The sequence below is a fragment of the Edaphobacter flagellatus genome (assembly GCF_025264665.1).
Classification (GTDB): domain Bacteria; phylum Acidobacteriota; class Terriglobia; order Terriglobales; family Acidobacteriaceae; genus Edaphobacter; species Edaphobacter flagellatus.
In genome coordinates this window covers 200,009-213,888 of the sequence record NZ_CP073697.1, presented here as the reverse complement: position 1 = coordinate 213,888, position 13,880 = coordinate 200,009, and the positions used below count along the sequence as shown (strand labels likewise).

At 57.3% G+C, this 13,880-nt stretch carries 11 protein-coding genes; 3 read left to right on the top strand and 8 right to left on the bottom strand.

Translation table 11 applies throughout. From position 1 onward, the window contains the following. The first annotated feature begins 57 nt into the window (after positions 1–57). A complete protein-coding gene (locus KFE13_RS00860; protein WP_260705243.1) occupies positions 58–759 on the top strand; it encodes an alpha/beta hydrolase in 702 nt (233 codons plus the stop codon). On the opposite strand, the gene KFE13_RS00855 is transcribed toward KFE13_RS00860, so the two are convergent. Continuing rightward, positions 756–1,613: an alpha/beta fold hydrolase gene (locus KFE13_RS00855; RefSeq protein ID WP_260705242.1), complete on the bottom strand. Its 858-nt coding sequence runs from the start codon at positions 1,611–1,613 to the stop codon at positions 756–758. The two genes, KFE13_RS00860 and KFE13_RS00855, sit on opposite strands and share 4 nt — an antisense overlap. Positions 1,614–1,891: 278 nt before the next feature. Here KFE13_RS00855 and KFE13_RS00850 point away from each other — a divergent pair, with 278 nt between their 5' ends. Continuing rightward, positions 1,892–4,852, top strand: coding sequence for an ATP-binding protein (locus KFE13_RS00850; protein ID WP_260705241.1), 2,961 nt, complete (start codon positions 1,892–1,894; stop codon positions 4,850–4,852). Continuing rightward, on the top strand, positions 4,845–6,293 hold the full coding sequence (locus tag KFE13_RS00845; RefSeq protein WP_260705240.1) for a sigma-54-dependent transcriptional regulator: 1,449 nt from the start codon (positions 4,845–4,847) through the stop codon (positions 6,291–6,293). The genes KFE13_RS00850 and KFE13_RS00845 overlap by 8 nt, the downstream gene beginning before the upstream one ends. A 1-nt stretch (position 6,294) precedes the next feature. Here the strand turns inward: KFE13_RS00845 and KFE13_RS00840 are convergent, their stop codons facing one another. From KFE13_RS00840 to KFE13_RS00810, 7 genes are read right to left on the bottom strand one after another with little or no spacing between them, the layout of a single operon-like run. Then, positions 6,295–7,347: a zinc-dependent dehydrogenase gene (locus KFE13_RS00840; RefSeq protein ID WP_260707005.1), complete on the bottom strand. Its 1,053-nt coding sequence runs from the start codon at positions 7,345–7,347 to the stop codon at positions 6,295–6,297. A 37-nt stretch (positions 7,348–7,384) separates the two neighbouring features. Continuing rightward, on the bottom strand, positions 7,385–8,101 hold the full coding sequence (locus KFE13_RS00835; protein ID WP_260705239.1) for a 5'-methylthioadenosine/S-adenosylhomocysteine nucleosidase family protein: 717 nt from the start codon (positions 8,099–8,101) through the stop codon (positions 7,385–7,387). Next, positions 8,098–9,108, bottom strand: coding sequence for a hopanoid-associated sugar epimerase (gene hpnA, locus KFE13_RS00830; RefSeq protein ID WP_260705238.1), 1,011 nt, complete (start codon positions 9,106–9,108; stop codon positions 8,098–8,100). The genes KFE13_RS00835 and hpnA overlap by 4 nt, the downstream gene beginning before the upstream one ends. A gap of 57 nt (positions 9,109–9,165) precedes the next feature. Further along, positions 9,166–9,612: a hypothetical protein gene (locus KFE13_RS00825; protein ID WP_260705237.1), complete on the bottom strand. Its 447-nt coding sequence runs from the start codon at positions 9,610–9,612 to the stop codon at positions 9,166–9,168. A gap of 5 nt (positions 9,613–9,617) precedes the next feature. Next, entirely contained in the window at positions 9,618–10,757 is a 1,140-nt protein-coding gene (gene hpnH, locus KFE13_RS00820; RefSeq protein ID WP_260705236.1) for an adenosyl-hopene transferase HpnH, read from the bottom strand. 30 nt (positions 10,758–10,787) lie between these two features. Beyond that, complete coding sequence (shc, locus tag KFE13_RS00815) at positions 10,788–12,824, bottom strand: squalene--hopene cyclase (protein ID WP_260705235.1); 2,037 nt, start codon at positions 12,822–12,824, stop codon at positions 10,788–10,790. 35 nt (positions 12,825–12,859) lie between these two features. After that, positions 12,860–13,873, bottom strand: coding sequence for a 4-hydroxy-3-methylbut-2-enyl diphosphate reductase (locus KFE13_RS00810; RefSeq protein WP_260705234.1), 1,014 nt, complete (start codon positions 13,871–13,873; stop codon positions 12,860–12,862). Positions 13,874–13,880: the final 7 nt, after the last annotated feature.

Sequence of the window (13,880 nt, the reverse complement as noted above, 5' to 3'; positions counted from 1 at the left end):
ATACTGGACGCGCGCTGAGGTGGAATGCTGGCGGAACGCGCATTAGACTAATGTGCGATGACACAGACAACGATCACAGGCCGCGCCGTCGTGCAGGCTCTGGAAGATTTAAGAGGACCGGCTGGCAAGCTGGAAGGCATTCTGAATGGCGGGCGCGAAGATGCGCTGTATGCGGCGTTGGTGTGCCATCCCCACCCGCTTGGCGGGGGCACGATGCATAACAAAGTTGTGTATCACGCGATGAAGGTCTTTTCTAGCCTGGGTCTTCCGGTGCTGCGATTTAACTATCGCGGTGTGGGGCTGAGCGAAGGCGAGTTTGACCACGGGCGTGGAGAAGTCGCGGATACCAAGGCAGCGCTGAATTGGCTGGATGCGAAGTTTCGGCTGCCGATTCTGCTGGCGGGATTTTCCTTCGGCTCCTTTGTAGGACTGCAGGCTGGATGCGGGGATCCGAGAGTGTGTGGGCTGGTGGGGCTGGGTGTTCCCTACCGCGCAGAGGGACGAAGTTATACGTTCGAATTTCTGGAGCACTGCACGCAGCCGAAGCTCTTCATCAGCGGGACAGAGGATCAGTTCGGGCCGCGTGATGCTGTGGGGCCGATGCTGGAGAAGGCGGCGGACCCCAAACGTATTGTGTGGATCGAAGGCGCCGAACACTTCTTTCAGGGGACGCCGTCTTCTCCGGGACCGAAGCTTAGCCTGATGCAGGACACGCTACGGCAATGGCTCTATGAGACCTTTGGATTGAAAGAGAGTTAAGCTGCCGCCGAAGCGGAAGGTAGCGGGCTGGAGAGCCAGTCCATCATCGCGCGGTTGCAGGGCTCGGGCATCTCTTCGAAGGGGATGTGGCCCACACCCGGAAGCACGATCAGCTTGGACCGCATGAAGGTGCGCTGCAACTCGGCTGCTGAAGAAAGGCCAACAGCGCGGTCGCGGTCTCCCCAGATCAGCAGGATGGGCTTTTCAGCAAGCACACCTAACGCCGGGCGAAGACGTGCCATACTTGCGTGCCAGCCGCGGACGATATTCAGAATATGGTCAATTGTTCCCGGAATGCGCAAACCAGCCGTGTAGCCGTCGACGGCTTCGTTCGTAACACGGGTTGGATCGCCATACATGCGACCGACCGCCGTGGACTTAATCAGCCTGGGAAGCCACGGCACCTGTTTTGCCAGCCAGATGCCAACGGGTGTCTGATAAAAGCCGATCAGCGGATGGCCGAGATTGCAATAAGGATTGGCTGGCGCGAATAGAATCATGCGGCGTACACGGTTTGGGTACCGCGCAGCCAGCATCATCGTGACGGCTCCCCCGTGGGAGTGGCCGGCAATGTCAACTACTTTCAAGTCCAGCGCGTCCATACAGGAGACAACGCGATCAGCAATGGATTCAAGGCTGGCATCCAATCCCTGGATGCGATCCGATTCACCCATGTTGGGTAGATCGATGGCATAAACAGTTGCCTGGCGAGCAAGATAGGAGATGTTCTTTCTCCAGTTATGGGCCGAACCGACCAGTCCGTGGAGCAGAAGCAGAGGCGGGCCATGCCCTGCCTTCCGGTAGTGCAACCTCACGCCATTGACGATGACGAACCCGTCTTCGATGTACTCCATGTGACTGTTCCCACTCACCGGCTTGCTATCTCACCCTCCAGAATTATGTTACAGGACTGTGAATATTACAGTGAAGTAAATTTATGGAACGACAGAATCGAGCACTTCCGGTGAAGTTTTGACGCTAAATTCGCGAGGCTACTACAGTTGCCCTATCTCTGATTTGCGGAACAGGTTATGATTTTTCATAGAGATACTGCACCGTGCTTACGCATAAAACCCTTGCAGAGTCTGTGTGAAACGTTTGGCATGGTATGTGCTTGTTTAGTTGACGCGTCATGAAGAATGCTGCCCAAACACGCATTCTGGCTGTGGCCCTGGCAGTGGTCACCTTGGGGGCGTGCGTCCTCGCGCTGCTCAATCTGACACGCGAGAATGGATTTGAGGTTCCGACCGATGGCGTGACCTGGGTCGAGGGCTCAGGCGGTCTGGTGGCTCGGCATGTTCCGGCGGCTTCTCCGGGCGAGCGGGCTGGCATACGAACCGGCGATGTGCTGGTGGGTATCAACGAGCGGCCCGTCGAGCGAACGGCCCCCTTTGTGCGGGAAATATTCCATACTGGCATCTGGGGCCACGCAACCTACTCGATTCTTCGCCCAGCCCACGCAGCAGACCTGACGAATGCGGCGAAGCTCGATATTCAGGTCATTCTGGAGCCGACAGACAGGTCGATCAATCAGGGACTGCGTTTTATTGCGCTGGTTTACCTCTGTATTGGTATCTACGTTCTGTTCCGACGCTGGACGGCTCCAAAATCGACTCACTTCTACATCTTCTGCCTGGTCTCCTTCGTGCTTTATTCATTCAAGTACACGACGGAGTTCGATACCTTCGACTGGATTATCTACTGGGGCAATGTAGCGGCAGCAGCTCTGCAGCCGGCGCTGTTCCTGCACTTCGCCGTCAACTTCTCTGACGATGAATCCCAAGCGAGGAAGCTTGGCCGCCGCATCCTGGCTGCGGCGCTGTATCTTCCAGGACTCTTTCTCATCGGTCTTCAGCTGTGGGCCATCGAGTATTGGTCTGCGACTGAGGTGCTGCGCCACAAGCTGGATCAGCTTTCAGTAGGGTATCTGGCTGTCTATTACGTGATTGCAGCAGCCGTCTTCCAGTTCAAATACCGGCACACGAAGAGCGCACTTGAGCGGCAGCAGCTCAAATGGCTTACTCGCGGAACGATGCTGGCGATTACGCCATTCACGTTGCTGTACGCGATCCCCTATCTGGCAGACATTACTGTTCCGGGTTTGCTGACGAAGCTTGCGGGATTGTCGTTGGTCTTCCTTCCCCTGACATTCAGCTGGGCCATTGTGCGCTTCAGGCTGATGGACGTCGACCTGATCTTCAAGCGTGGTGTGAGCTACACGCTTGCGACGGCAGCTATTGTCGGGCTGTACTTCGGGGCTATCGCGCTGACAGCGGATATGGCGCGCCAGCGGATTCCGCTGGGGAGTCTTCGCACGTGGGGTTTTGCTGCAGCCATCATCGTGACGGGCTTGGTCTTCGATCCGCTGAAACGCACTATTCAGGCGCGCGTGGATCGTATGTTCGATCATAAGAAGCTCGACTACCGCGAGACGCTGGTTGATTTTGGACGTGGCCTGAACTCGCAGACCGATCTGCGTGCCCTGCTGAACTCCATCGTGGAGCGGTTGCCGCAGACGCTGCTGGTAACGCGTGTAGCCGTCTTCCTCGCGGTCGAGACCGACGGTCAGCAGCGTATTTATCCGGAATTTCATCTGGCAACCTCGCATGGGCTGACGAACATGCTTCCGTCTGAGCTGAAGGCGCTTGACCTGGGCTTCCTCGACTTTGACCGGCCGGCTGCCAATAATCACCTGTTCCTTGAAAACCCGCAGCAGGTCCTTCGCTTGCCGGAGTCTCAGAGGCTGACGGCTGCGCGGCTCGATCTGAACTACTATCTGCCCTGTCGCGTCGCCAGCCGCGAAGGATACGGAACGCGCACGGTCGCTGTTATTGGTTTTGGACGCACGAATGACGGTGACTTCCTGACCAGCGAAGACATGGAGGTTCTGGAGTCATTGGCCGGCTACATCGGCATTGCTATCCAGAATGCGCAGCTCTATCGCAGGCTGGAGCAGAAGATTTCGGACTTTGAACGCCTGAAGGAGTTCAACGAGAATATCGTCGAGTCGATCAATATCGGCATCTTCGCTGTCGATCTGGACGACCGTGTCGAAAGCTGGAATGCGCAGATGGAGGTTATGCTCGCGAAACCTCGTGTTGAGGCGCTGCGCCAGCCGCTCTCCTCGCTCTTCCCTGCGGATTTTGTTACCCGCTTCAATGAGGTGCGCGACGAACAAGGTACGCACACGCTTTATAAGTTCCGGCTTGCGCTTCCATCGGGCGAATCGAGAATCGCCAATATCGCGATCGCTCCGCTGGTCACGCGGGACTTTATTGTTATCGGCCGCATCATTATCGTCGATGACATCACGGATCGTCTGCAGATGGAGGCACAGCTAACGCAGTCGGAGAAGCTGTCATCGATTGGCCTGCTTGCCGCAGGCGTCGCCCATGAAGTGAACACGCCGCTGGCTGTGATCTCGAGCTATGCACAGATGCTCAGCAAACATATGCGCGACGACGAGCGACTGGCCCCGGTGCTTGAAAAGATTACACAGCAGACCTTCCGTGCTTCAGAGATCGTCAACGGCCTGCTGAACTTTTCGCGTACCAGCGGAAGCGAGTTTACGAGCGTCGATCTGAACGAGCTGCTGCGTGATACTCTGGTACTTCTCGAACATCAGTTGAAGACGGCGCAGATTCGCGTGGAGACGAACTTCGACTCTGCTCTACCGTCGATTCATGGCAATCGCGGCAAGCTGCAGCAGGTGATCCTGAACCTGATGTTGAATGCGAAAGATGCGATGTTCGGTATTCCGAGCGCTTCGTTGCGGGTTGCGACCTTCCGTAGCGGGGGGCGCGTCCTGGTACGCATACAGGACACGGGCGCCGGTATTGAACGCGAGCATCTGCACCGTATCTACGACCCCTTCTTTACGACGAAGACGAAACCGCAGGAGGGCGGACACAAAGGCACTGGCCTGGGCCTTGCCGTCAGCTACGGCATTATTCAGGAGCACGCGGGCAAGATCCACGTTGAAAGCGAAGTTGGCGTCGGTACTGCGTTTCAGCTTGAGTTCCCTGCCTCAGCCAGCCGCCCTGTAACAACGTCGGTCCCAACGGAACCCGACAGGAAGACGATTCATGCCTGATACAACTAGCGAGACCATTCTCGATTCCGTCTCCAATAAGTCGACCGAACATATTACGAACGGCCCGCGCATCCTCATCATCGATGACGAAGCTGGCATCCGCGAATCGCTGGATACGATGCTCACGCTGGAAGGTTTCCGGGTTACGCTTACCGCCGATGGCGCAAGCGGTATGGAGCAGCTTGCGCGCAGCGAGTATGACCTGTTGCTGCTGGACCTTGCGCTCCCCGGCGAGAGCGGCATGGACCTGCTGCCCCGGATCGTTGAGATGTATCCCAATCTGCCGGTCATCATGATCACGGCCTTTGGCACGATGGGCAACGTCGTGGACGCTATTCGTGCAGGCGCTGAGAACTTCGTCCAGAAGCCCTGGGACAACGAAAAGCTGCTGGCGGACATTCGCACTGCGATCGCGCGGCACAAGGCCGAGGAAGAAGTCGTTCAGCTTAAGCGCACCCTGAAACAGCGCTACAACTTCGAACACATTGTCGGTAAGAGCGAGCCGATGCTCAAGCTCTTCGACCTGGTGGCACAGGTTGCACCCAGCCGGTCTACCATCCTCATTCAGGGAGAGAGCGGAACCGGCAAAGAGCTGATCGCCAAGGCCATTCATGCAAATTCGCCGCGGCGGGAGCGTCCCTTTGTTCCGGTGAACACGGGAGCCGTTCCGTCTGAGCTGCTGGAATCGACGCTCTTTGGCCACGTCAAAGGAGCCTTCACCTCCGCCATCGCTGCGAAGAAGGGCCTGTTTGAAGTTGCCAATGGCGGCACGCTCTTTCTCGATGAGATCGGCACGATGACCATGGACATGCAAGCAAAGATCCTGCGTGTGTTGCAGGACCGCCGCTTCATGCACCTTGGCGGCACGCAGGAGATTCAGGTGGATGTGCGTATCATCGCCGCGACGAACGTGAATCTGCAGGAGGCTGTGCGTGCCGGGCGTTTCCGCGAAGATCTCTTCTACCGCCTGAACGTGATCACGCTGGAACTGCCGCCACTGCGCTCACGTCGCGAGGACATTCCTCTGCTCGCGCAACACTTCCTCAAGTTCTACGGTAATGAGAACGGTATGGAGGAGCGCACGCTCTCGCCTGAGGCTATGCGAATACTGATGGACTATGAGTGGCCTGGCAACGTCCGCGAGCTTGAAAATGCAATGGAACGTAGCGTCGTGCTGTCGACGACTAAGCTGATTCAGCCGGACCTGCTTCCCGCGCAACTCACAGGCAATACGTATTCCGCAGCTATGCTCGAGCATCATCCGGACGCTTCGCTCTTCGACCTGATGGAAGAGATCGAGCGGCGCATCATCACCGACAGGCTGGAGCGTTGCCATTGGAATCAGACGGAAGCTGCCGAGTACTTCCGCATCCCACTTTCGACGCTCAACCAGAAGATTAAGCGGTTGAACGTCGAGATCAAGAAGCGCAACCGCGACTAAATCAGCGTCCGGGCTGGATAACGATCTTCATCGAGTCCGGCTGAGGGTTCGAGGCTAATTCGATGGCCGCAACCGCGTCTTCGAGAGAAAAACGGTGCGAGATCAACTGCGTCAGGTCGAAGCCCGCACGATACCCCTCGAGCACCAGGCGAGTCACATCATCCTGAATTGCTACCGAGGCGCTGTAGGAGCCCATCAGCGTCTTCTCATCCATGCAAACGGCTGCTGGATCGAACGGCGCTTCCCCGTGCTGTGTTGCGGCAAAGAGCATCACACGGCCGCCGGGACGTATCGCATCCATCGCCACCTTGATCAGCGCGTTTCCACCGACCGCAACGAGAGCCACATCCGCACCGCGGCCCTCTGTGGCTGCCTTCGCCGCAGCGATCACATCACCCCGAGCATCCAGCGGATGCGTGAGGCCGAACTTTGCAGCGACCGCATGGCGCTCCGCATACAAATCGCTGGTCAGCACATTTGCGCCCGTGCGTTTCGCAAGCGCGGCCAGCAGGATGCCGATGGGGCCTTGTCCGATGACAAGGACAGTCTCATCTGGCTGCAGGTTAAGTAGATCAACCGCCTTGTAGCAGGTGTTTACCGGCTCAATGAATGAGGCCTGCTCGAAAGGGACATCGTTCGGAATCTTCACCAAACCGCGGCGAACGATCCAGTCCATCACACGAATGTACTCGGCGAAGCCTCCGCCGGATGGCTCAAAACCGGCAGTACATCCGACCTTCTTATACGTTTCGCACTGTGCGAAGGTATGCTTGCGGCAATAAAAACAGTGACCGCAAGGAATGTGGTGATACGCCATGACATGATCGCCGACGGAAAAGTTTGTAACCCCTTGTCCCACTGCAGCAACTGTCCCAGCCATCTCATGACCGAAGATACGCGGAGCAGAGTGTGACCCCGTGTGAATCTTCTTGAGATCGGTTCCGCATATACCACAGGTATGGATCTTCACCAGCACCTCGCCGGGACCGATCTCAGGTACGGGAACCGTCTCGACACGGACGTCGTTGATGCCGCGATACACGGCTGCGCGCATGGTGGAAGGGATTGCGATTGTGTTTTGACTCACCTGGTTAAACTGCTCCCGTTCTGTTTGTTCGTTCGATGTTCTTTTCGAGAAGAAACTGCTGAACCTTTTCAGCAATCGCCTGTGCAGCAAGACGGCTGTTTCTCCCCAGTCGCATCAACGGTCGCCAGAACCACGGACGAAGTGCGACGTGGCCCAGAAACTGTACCATCCGCATCTGGCCCCGCTCATCGATAAAGCCGCCCAGATCTGGCAGACGTGCGTCATAATTATCGGAGACCGCTTTGAAACAGCACAGCGGAATACCTCGCATTTGCGCGAGACGTGCGACGGTGGCAGCTTCCATATCGACCAGGTCCGCACCATAAGACTGCCAGAGGCGCTGTTTTTCCTGCACATCCGCCACGTTGGGAATCGTTACGAGCGGCTGGCTACGCTTTCCGTCGCCAAGTTGATAGCGTTCCCCCGTCTGAACATCGATCACCTCGGATGGAATGTAGCAATGCCCTGCACGCACGGACATATCCAGCCCGCCCGCCCATCCCACCGAAAGAACCAGATCGAGTGCGCCGAGCTGTTCTGCTGCCGCAAAACTGCGCATCGCAGCAGCGGACCCCATTCCTCCGCAGGCAGCAATCAACTCGTCGCCGTTCCGCGTTGTCTTCCACACAGAAAGCCCTCGGGTGGCGGAAGGCTGCTTCTCCCAGCCGCGCACCAGGGGTTTCAACTCACCCGGCAACGCAGCGATAATGCCGACTCTCATCGCGTAGAACCGCCATAAGAAGGTGCGTATCCATGCTCAACGAACCAGTCGATCGCTGATCGCAGTGCGTTATAGATAGGAAGCACCTTGAAGCCGAGATCGCGTTCTGCCTTGACCGACGAAGCAAACATCATCTTTTTCCCCATCTGCACAGCTTCGACGGTGGCTCGTGGCTCCTTGCCAAGCAGGCGTCCCGTGATTGTTTCGTCGAAGAACGCGAAGGCCATCGCTACTGCATGCGGCACCTTCATCGTTGGAGAAGGCAATCCCGTAATGGCCGACATGCGATCGAGTATCTGCTTGAGTGTGAGGTTTTCGCCTCCGAGAATATAGCGCTCGCCAGGCCTGCCGTGATCGAGAGCAACGACATGCATGCGCGCTACCTCGTCGACGTCAACCAGATTCAATCCTGTATCGACATATGCAGGAAACTTTTTGTTGAGAAAGTCCACAATGATTCTGCCTGTTGGTGTCGGCTTCACATCCCCGGAGCCGATTGGCGTGGTGGGATTCAGGATCATGACATGCTGGCCGGCATGCGCGGCCTTGATGGCTTCCTGCTCGCCTAAAAACTTCGAGCGTTTGTAGTGGCCGATCATGTCGGCCTGCGAGACAGGAGTGTCTTCGTTGACGATGGTTCCATCGGATTTGAAGCCCATCGTCGCCACGCTTGATGTGTAGACAACGCGTTGCACACCGGTCTCTCGCGCCAGCCGTAGCAGCTCCCGCGTGCCATCGACATTCGCGGCATACATCTCATGCGGATTACGCACCCAAAGCCTGTAGTCGGCAGCGACATGGACGAGGGCATCACAGCCCTCCAATGCAGAGCGTAGATTTTGCGGTTGGCGAAGATCGCCTGTAACGATCTCCGCATCAAGTCCCGCAAGCGCATCGGTACGGCTGGTCGAGCGCGTCAGAAGCCTCAGGCGCGCGCCCTCCGCTGCATACCTGCGGGCCACATGGGAGCCCACAAAGCCGGTCGCTCCGGTAATGAATACGCGCACGTACGTTCTTCCTAAAATCAGTAACAGTTCGGCGGAAGTCTAGATGCCGAAGAAACTTCAGTCCAGCTTTTCCGGCTCGATCTGAATGTTCTTCTCGCCCGCGGCCTTCTTCTCCCAGTACTTCTTCACCCAGGCCTCAAAGGTCTTGCCGGCTGCTGTATCGCGGCCGGTAAAAGCAATCGCGGCGATGTCGGCGTAGACGACGTTGACCTTGGTCTTGTCGGCAACAGGAATGATGCGGACGAAGGAGTCAGCAAGCGTGGCGCCGGAACGTCGGTCGAAGAGGTAGCCCTCGACCTTCGAGCCGTCCTTGCGCGTGATCGTGACATCTCCGCGATAGTCGAACGCCTTCTCCAGCGCCTCGCGAATCTCGGCGTCGGTGGCGAGCGTTGGAATCCAACCCTCGAGGTTCTCCTTCTCGCGGCCGGCAATCGTCTCCAACTCATCTGCGCTGTGCACGCGCAGCTGCTCGATCTTCAAATGCTCCTGTTGCTCTGTCGCCATGGCGATTAGTCTCCCGAGACCGGCTGCAGTTGATCGTTCGTGGTGCCGTTCGCTCCCTGAATCTGCACCAACGGCATAGCGTGCGCTGGCTTCCACTCGTTCAGCAGCTTCTCAGCCTCAGCATCCGGATAGGTCGACGGGAACATGTACCGCTTCGCCGTCTCAATAAAGCCTTTGAGCGAGCCGAAGTTGTAATCAACCGCCGAAGCCTCGTGACCGGAGTGAACCATGCAGTTCGCGCACTGCGGATTGCCGCTCTTCGCGCCGTAGTTCTCCCAGTTCGTCGTCTCCATCAGCTCCTGGAAGCTGTCGGCGTAGCCGTCCTGCAGCAGGTAGCAGGGCTTCTGCCAGCCGAAGATCGAAAACGTTGGCATACCCCACGGTGTGCACTCGAAGTTCTGTTTGCCCATCAGGAATTCTGCGAACAGAGGATGCGTATTGAACTCCCACGACTTCTTGCGGTTCGACAGAATGGCGCGGAACAGGCGGCGCGACTTTGCTTTGCCGAGGAAGTGATTCTGGTCCGGCGCCTTGTCATAGGTGTAGCCGGGCGAAACCATCATGCTCTCAACACCCGCAGCCATCAACTGATCGAAGTGGCGGCGAACGCTGTTGGGGTCCGCTCCGTCGAAGAGCGTCGTGTTCGTCGTAACGCGGAAGCCTGCAGCAACGGCCGCGCGAATACCTTCCATCGCAATGTCGTGTCCGCCCTCGCGGCAGACAGAGAAATCATGATGCTCCTTCTCGCCATCGACGTGGACCGAGAACGAAAGATACTTTGATGGCTTAAAGAGGTGCAGCTTCTCCTTCAGCAGAAGCGCGTTCGTGCACATGTAGACGTACTTCTTGCGCGCCACCAGACCGGCGACGATCTCCGGCATCTGCGGATGCAGCAGCGGCTCTCCGCCGGGAATGGAAACCATCGGCGTGCCGCACTCTTCGACTGCCTTGAAGCATTCCTCTGGAGTCAGTTCGGACTTCAGGATGTGCGCCGGGTACTGAATCTTGCCGCAACCCGCGCAGGCAAGATTGCAGCGAAAGAGCGGCTCCAGCATCAGCACCAGTGGGTAACGCTTGCGCCCTTTGAGCTTCTGCTTCAGTACATAGGTTGCGACCGTCCAGGCCTGTGAGACCGGTACCGCCATTCGGGTGTTCCTCCCAAAGAATTCTTTGTTCTAAACGGCTGCCTGTTCGGCGGCCTCGCGCGTCATGGCGCGTTCATACGTCGTCAATGCCAACAGCGGGAAATACTGCTTGTACAGGTGGTACCCCAGGTAGAACACACGCGGGAAGCCTGTTCCCGTGTAGTAGCTCTCCCCGTTACGGCCGGGCACCAGTTCGTCCCAGCTTCCATCCTCATGCTGACGCTCAATCAGCCACCGCACGCCCTTGGCAACGGAGTCCGATCGCGTGTCCCCAGCAGCAAGCAGCCCAAGAAGCGCCCATGCCGTCTGCGACGGAGTGCTCGGCCCAATGCCGCGTTGGTTCGGATCGTCATACGTTCCGCACGTCTCGCCCCAGCCGCCGTCAGTATTCTGCACCATGCGAATCCACTCTGCCGCCTGCTGAATTGCAGGTTCGTGGTTCCACATCCCCATGGCTTCCAATCCACGAAGGACAAGGAAGGTGCCGTAAAGGTAGTTCACTCCCCAGCGGCCGAACCAGCTTCCATCCGATTCCTGCTCTTTTAGGATGAACTGGACAGCCTTTTCGACTCGCGGATCTTTACGCGTAAACCCATACTGTGCCAGCATCTCCAGCATACGGCCGGTAATATCGACGGTTGGCGGGTCCAGCATCGCGTTGTGGTCGGCAAATGGGATGTACTGGAAGATCGTCTTGGTGTTGTCCTTATCGAACGCTGCCCAGCCGCCGTTCCTGCACTGCATAGCCCAAATCCAGTTGATGGCACGCTGGCAGACCTCGTACTGATAACGTTCCCGCGGATTATCCACGCAGTTCAACGCCATCAAAACCTGTCCCGTATCATCCACATCCGGGTAAAACTCATTGTCAAACTCGAAGTACCATCCGCCCGGCTCGACGTTCTTGACCTTCTCGGCCCAGTCGCCCTTCGTCCGTACTTCCTTCGATAGAATCCAGTCCGCTGCCTTCAGCATGCGCGGATCGTTGCGACTGACTCCGGCTTCACCCAGCGCATACATCGCCTGCGCCGTATCCCAAACGGGGGGGAAGCATGGCTGCATACGAAACGTTGGAGTCGGATACTCAGGAGTACCTTCGGGGCAATCGATGCCGAGGTTCTCAAACTCATCCATGGCGCGAATCATCTGCGGATCGTCGAGCGAATAATCCAGGCAGCGCAGAGCAACGATGGAGTTCAGCATTGCCGGATAGATGGCACCCAGGCCATCCGACTTCTCAAACCGCTCCAGCATCCACTTTTCCGCCTTGCGGATTGCCATCGTCCGCAGAGGGCGAATATGGACACGTTCAAACCAATGGATCATGCGGTCCGTGAACAGGAAGAAATTCCGCCAGCTTATCGGGTTCTTCTTGTCCCACTTCAGATGAAGTTTTGCATTCGCGCGTCCGCCGACAAATAACTCTTCGATTCCCTGTTCCGGAGCCAGCTTCTTGAAAGGCTTCTTCGCATAGATGATCGACAACGGCACCAGAATGCCGCGCGACCACGATGAGATTTCGTAGATGTTGAAGTAGAACCAGTTCGGAAACAGAACAATCTCAGGTGGAACCGCAGGCACGGCATCGTAGTCGTACTGCCCCATCGCGCAGAGATAGATCTTCGTAAAGGTGTTGCACTCCGTCACGCCACCATTCGCCAGAACCCAGTCCCGCGCCTTGACCATCAGAGGATGATCTGCCGACCATCCCATCAGCTTCAGTGCTAGATAGGATTTGACGCCATAGTTGATGTTCGAAGGGCCGCCCGGATAGAGGCTCCAGCCTCCGTCTTCATTCTGGTGGCGGAGAATCTCATTCATCGCACGCTGCATCTTGCCCGGATCGCCGGTTCCAAGCAGCGTGTGCATGAAGATGTAATCGGCCTCCAGCATGACGTCGGCTTCAAGCTCGCCGCACCAATAACCATCCGGATGCTGTTGGCCAAGAAGCCAGTCCTTCGCCCGACGGATACCGTCGACAACCTGATCCAGTCCAAGATCCAGCCTGCCGAAGCGAGGCTGTGCGAGTTGTGCTGACGTCTGTGGGTTCCCTGTAGTTCTGCTCATGTACGAAAAACTCTCTGATTCGGCTTACCTAAGCGTTACTGCACTGCTGCAGGAGCGGGGTTGATCGATGGCACCAATCCCGGAGGCAGACCGAATCGTACGTTCTCCGGCATAACCTCAACCTCGTCGACGGAACCATACCCTTTAGACTGCAGGTATCCGACAACGTCTTGCACGAGCACTTCAGGAGCCGAGGCCCCAGCGGTTACTGCAACGGTACCTACCCCATTCAGCCACTCCGGCTGGATATCCTCAGCCTTGTCGATCAGGTAGGAGTTCGTACCGAGATTCTTCGAAACCTCAACCAGACGGTTCGAATTCGAGCTGTTCCGCGAACCAACCACTAGCACAATGTCTGCGCCATGCGCGACATTCTTTACCGCGGTCTGGCGATTCTCCGTGGCGTAGCAGATGTCCTGCGCATGCGGCCCGACAATGTTCGGGAACTTCTTCTTCAGCGCATCGATCATGTACTTCGCCTCGTCCAGCGAAAGCGTCGTCTGGGTCAGGTAAGCCACCTTGTCCGGATCAGGAACGACCAGCGCCTCGACCTCTTCTACGCTGGAAACCACCTGCGTCACATCCGGAGCCTCGCCCTGCGTGCCCTCAACCTCTTCGTGGTCACGATGTCCCACCAGAACCAGCGAGTACCCCTGCTTGGCAAACTTGATCGCCTCAACATGGACCTTCGTCACCAGCGGGCAGGTCGCGTCGACAACCTTCAGATTGCGATCCTTGGCTGCCTGCCGCACCGCCGGGGAGACGCCGTGCGCCGAATAGATCACCCGTGCACCCTCAGGAACTTCGTCCAGTTCATTGACGAAGATAGCGCCCTTTTTAGCCAGATCGTTGACGACGTAGCTGTTATGGACGATCTCCTTGCGAACGTAGATCGGCGCACCAAAGGTATCGAGCGCGATCTGCACGATATCGATCGCCCGAACCACACCGGCGCAGAAGCCGCGGGGCTTGAGAAGGAGGACGCGTTTTGTTGCCGTAGTGGTGCTGCCGTCTGTTACAGCAGCGTGATCGAGGGTCGTAGTGGTCACCTGATAA

Coding starts and splice junctions, on each gene's coding strand:
- KFE13_RS00845 (WP_260705240.1), top strand. CDS start 4,845: ATGCCTGATACAACTAGCGAGACCATTCTCGATTCCGTCTCCAATAAG.
- KFE13_RS00855 (WP_260705242.1), bottom strand. CDS start 1,613: ATGGAGTACATCGAAGACGGGTTCGTCATCGTCAATGGCGTGAGGTTG.
- KFE13_RS00835 (WP_260705239.1), bottom strand. CDS start 8,101: ATGAGAGTCGGCATTATCGCTGCGTTGCCGGGTGAGTTGAAACCCCTG.
- KFE13_RS00860 (WP_260705243.1), top strand. CDS start 58: ATGACACAGACAACGATCACAGGCCGCGCCGTCGTGCAGGCTCTGGAA.
- KFE13_RS00840 (WP_260707005.1), bottom strand. CDS start 7,347: ATGCGCGCAGCCGTGTATCGCGGCATCAACGACGTCCGTGTCGAGACG.
- KFE13_RS00850 (WP_260705241.1), top strand. CDS start 1,892: ATGAAGAATGCTGCCCAAACACGCATTCTGGCTGTGGCCCTGGCAGTG.
- hpnH (WP_260705236.1), bottom strand. CDS start 10,757: ATGGCGGTACCGGTCTCACAGGCCTGGACGGTCGCAACCTATGTACTG.
- KFE13_RS00825 (WP_260705237.1), bottom strand. CDS start 9,612: ATGGCGACAGAGCAACAGGAGCATTTGAAGATCGAGCAGCTGCGCGTG.
- shc (WP_260705235.1), bottom strand. CDS start 12,824: ATGAGCAGAACTACAGGGAACCCACAGACGTCAGCACAACTCGCACAG.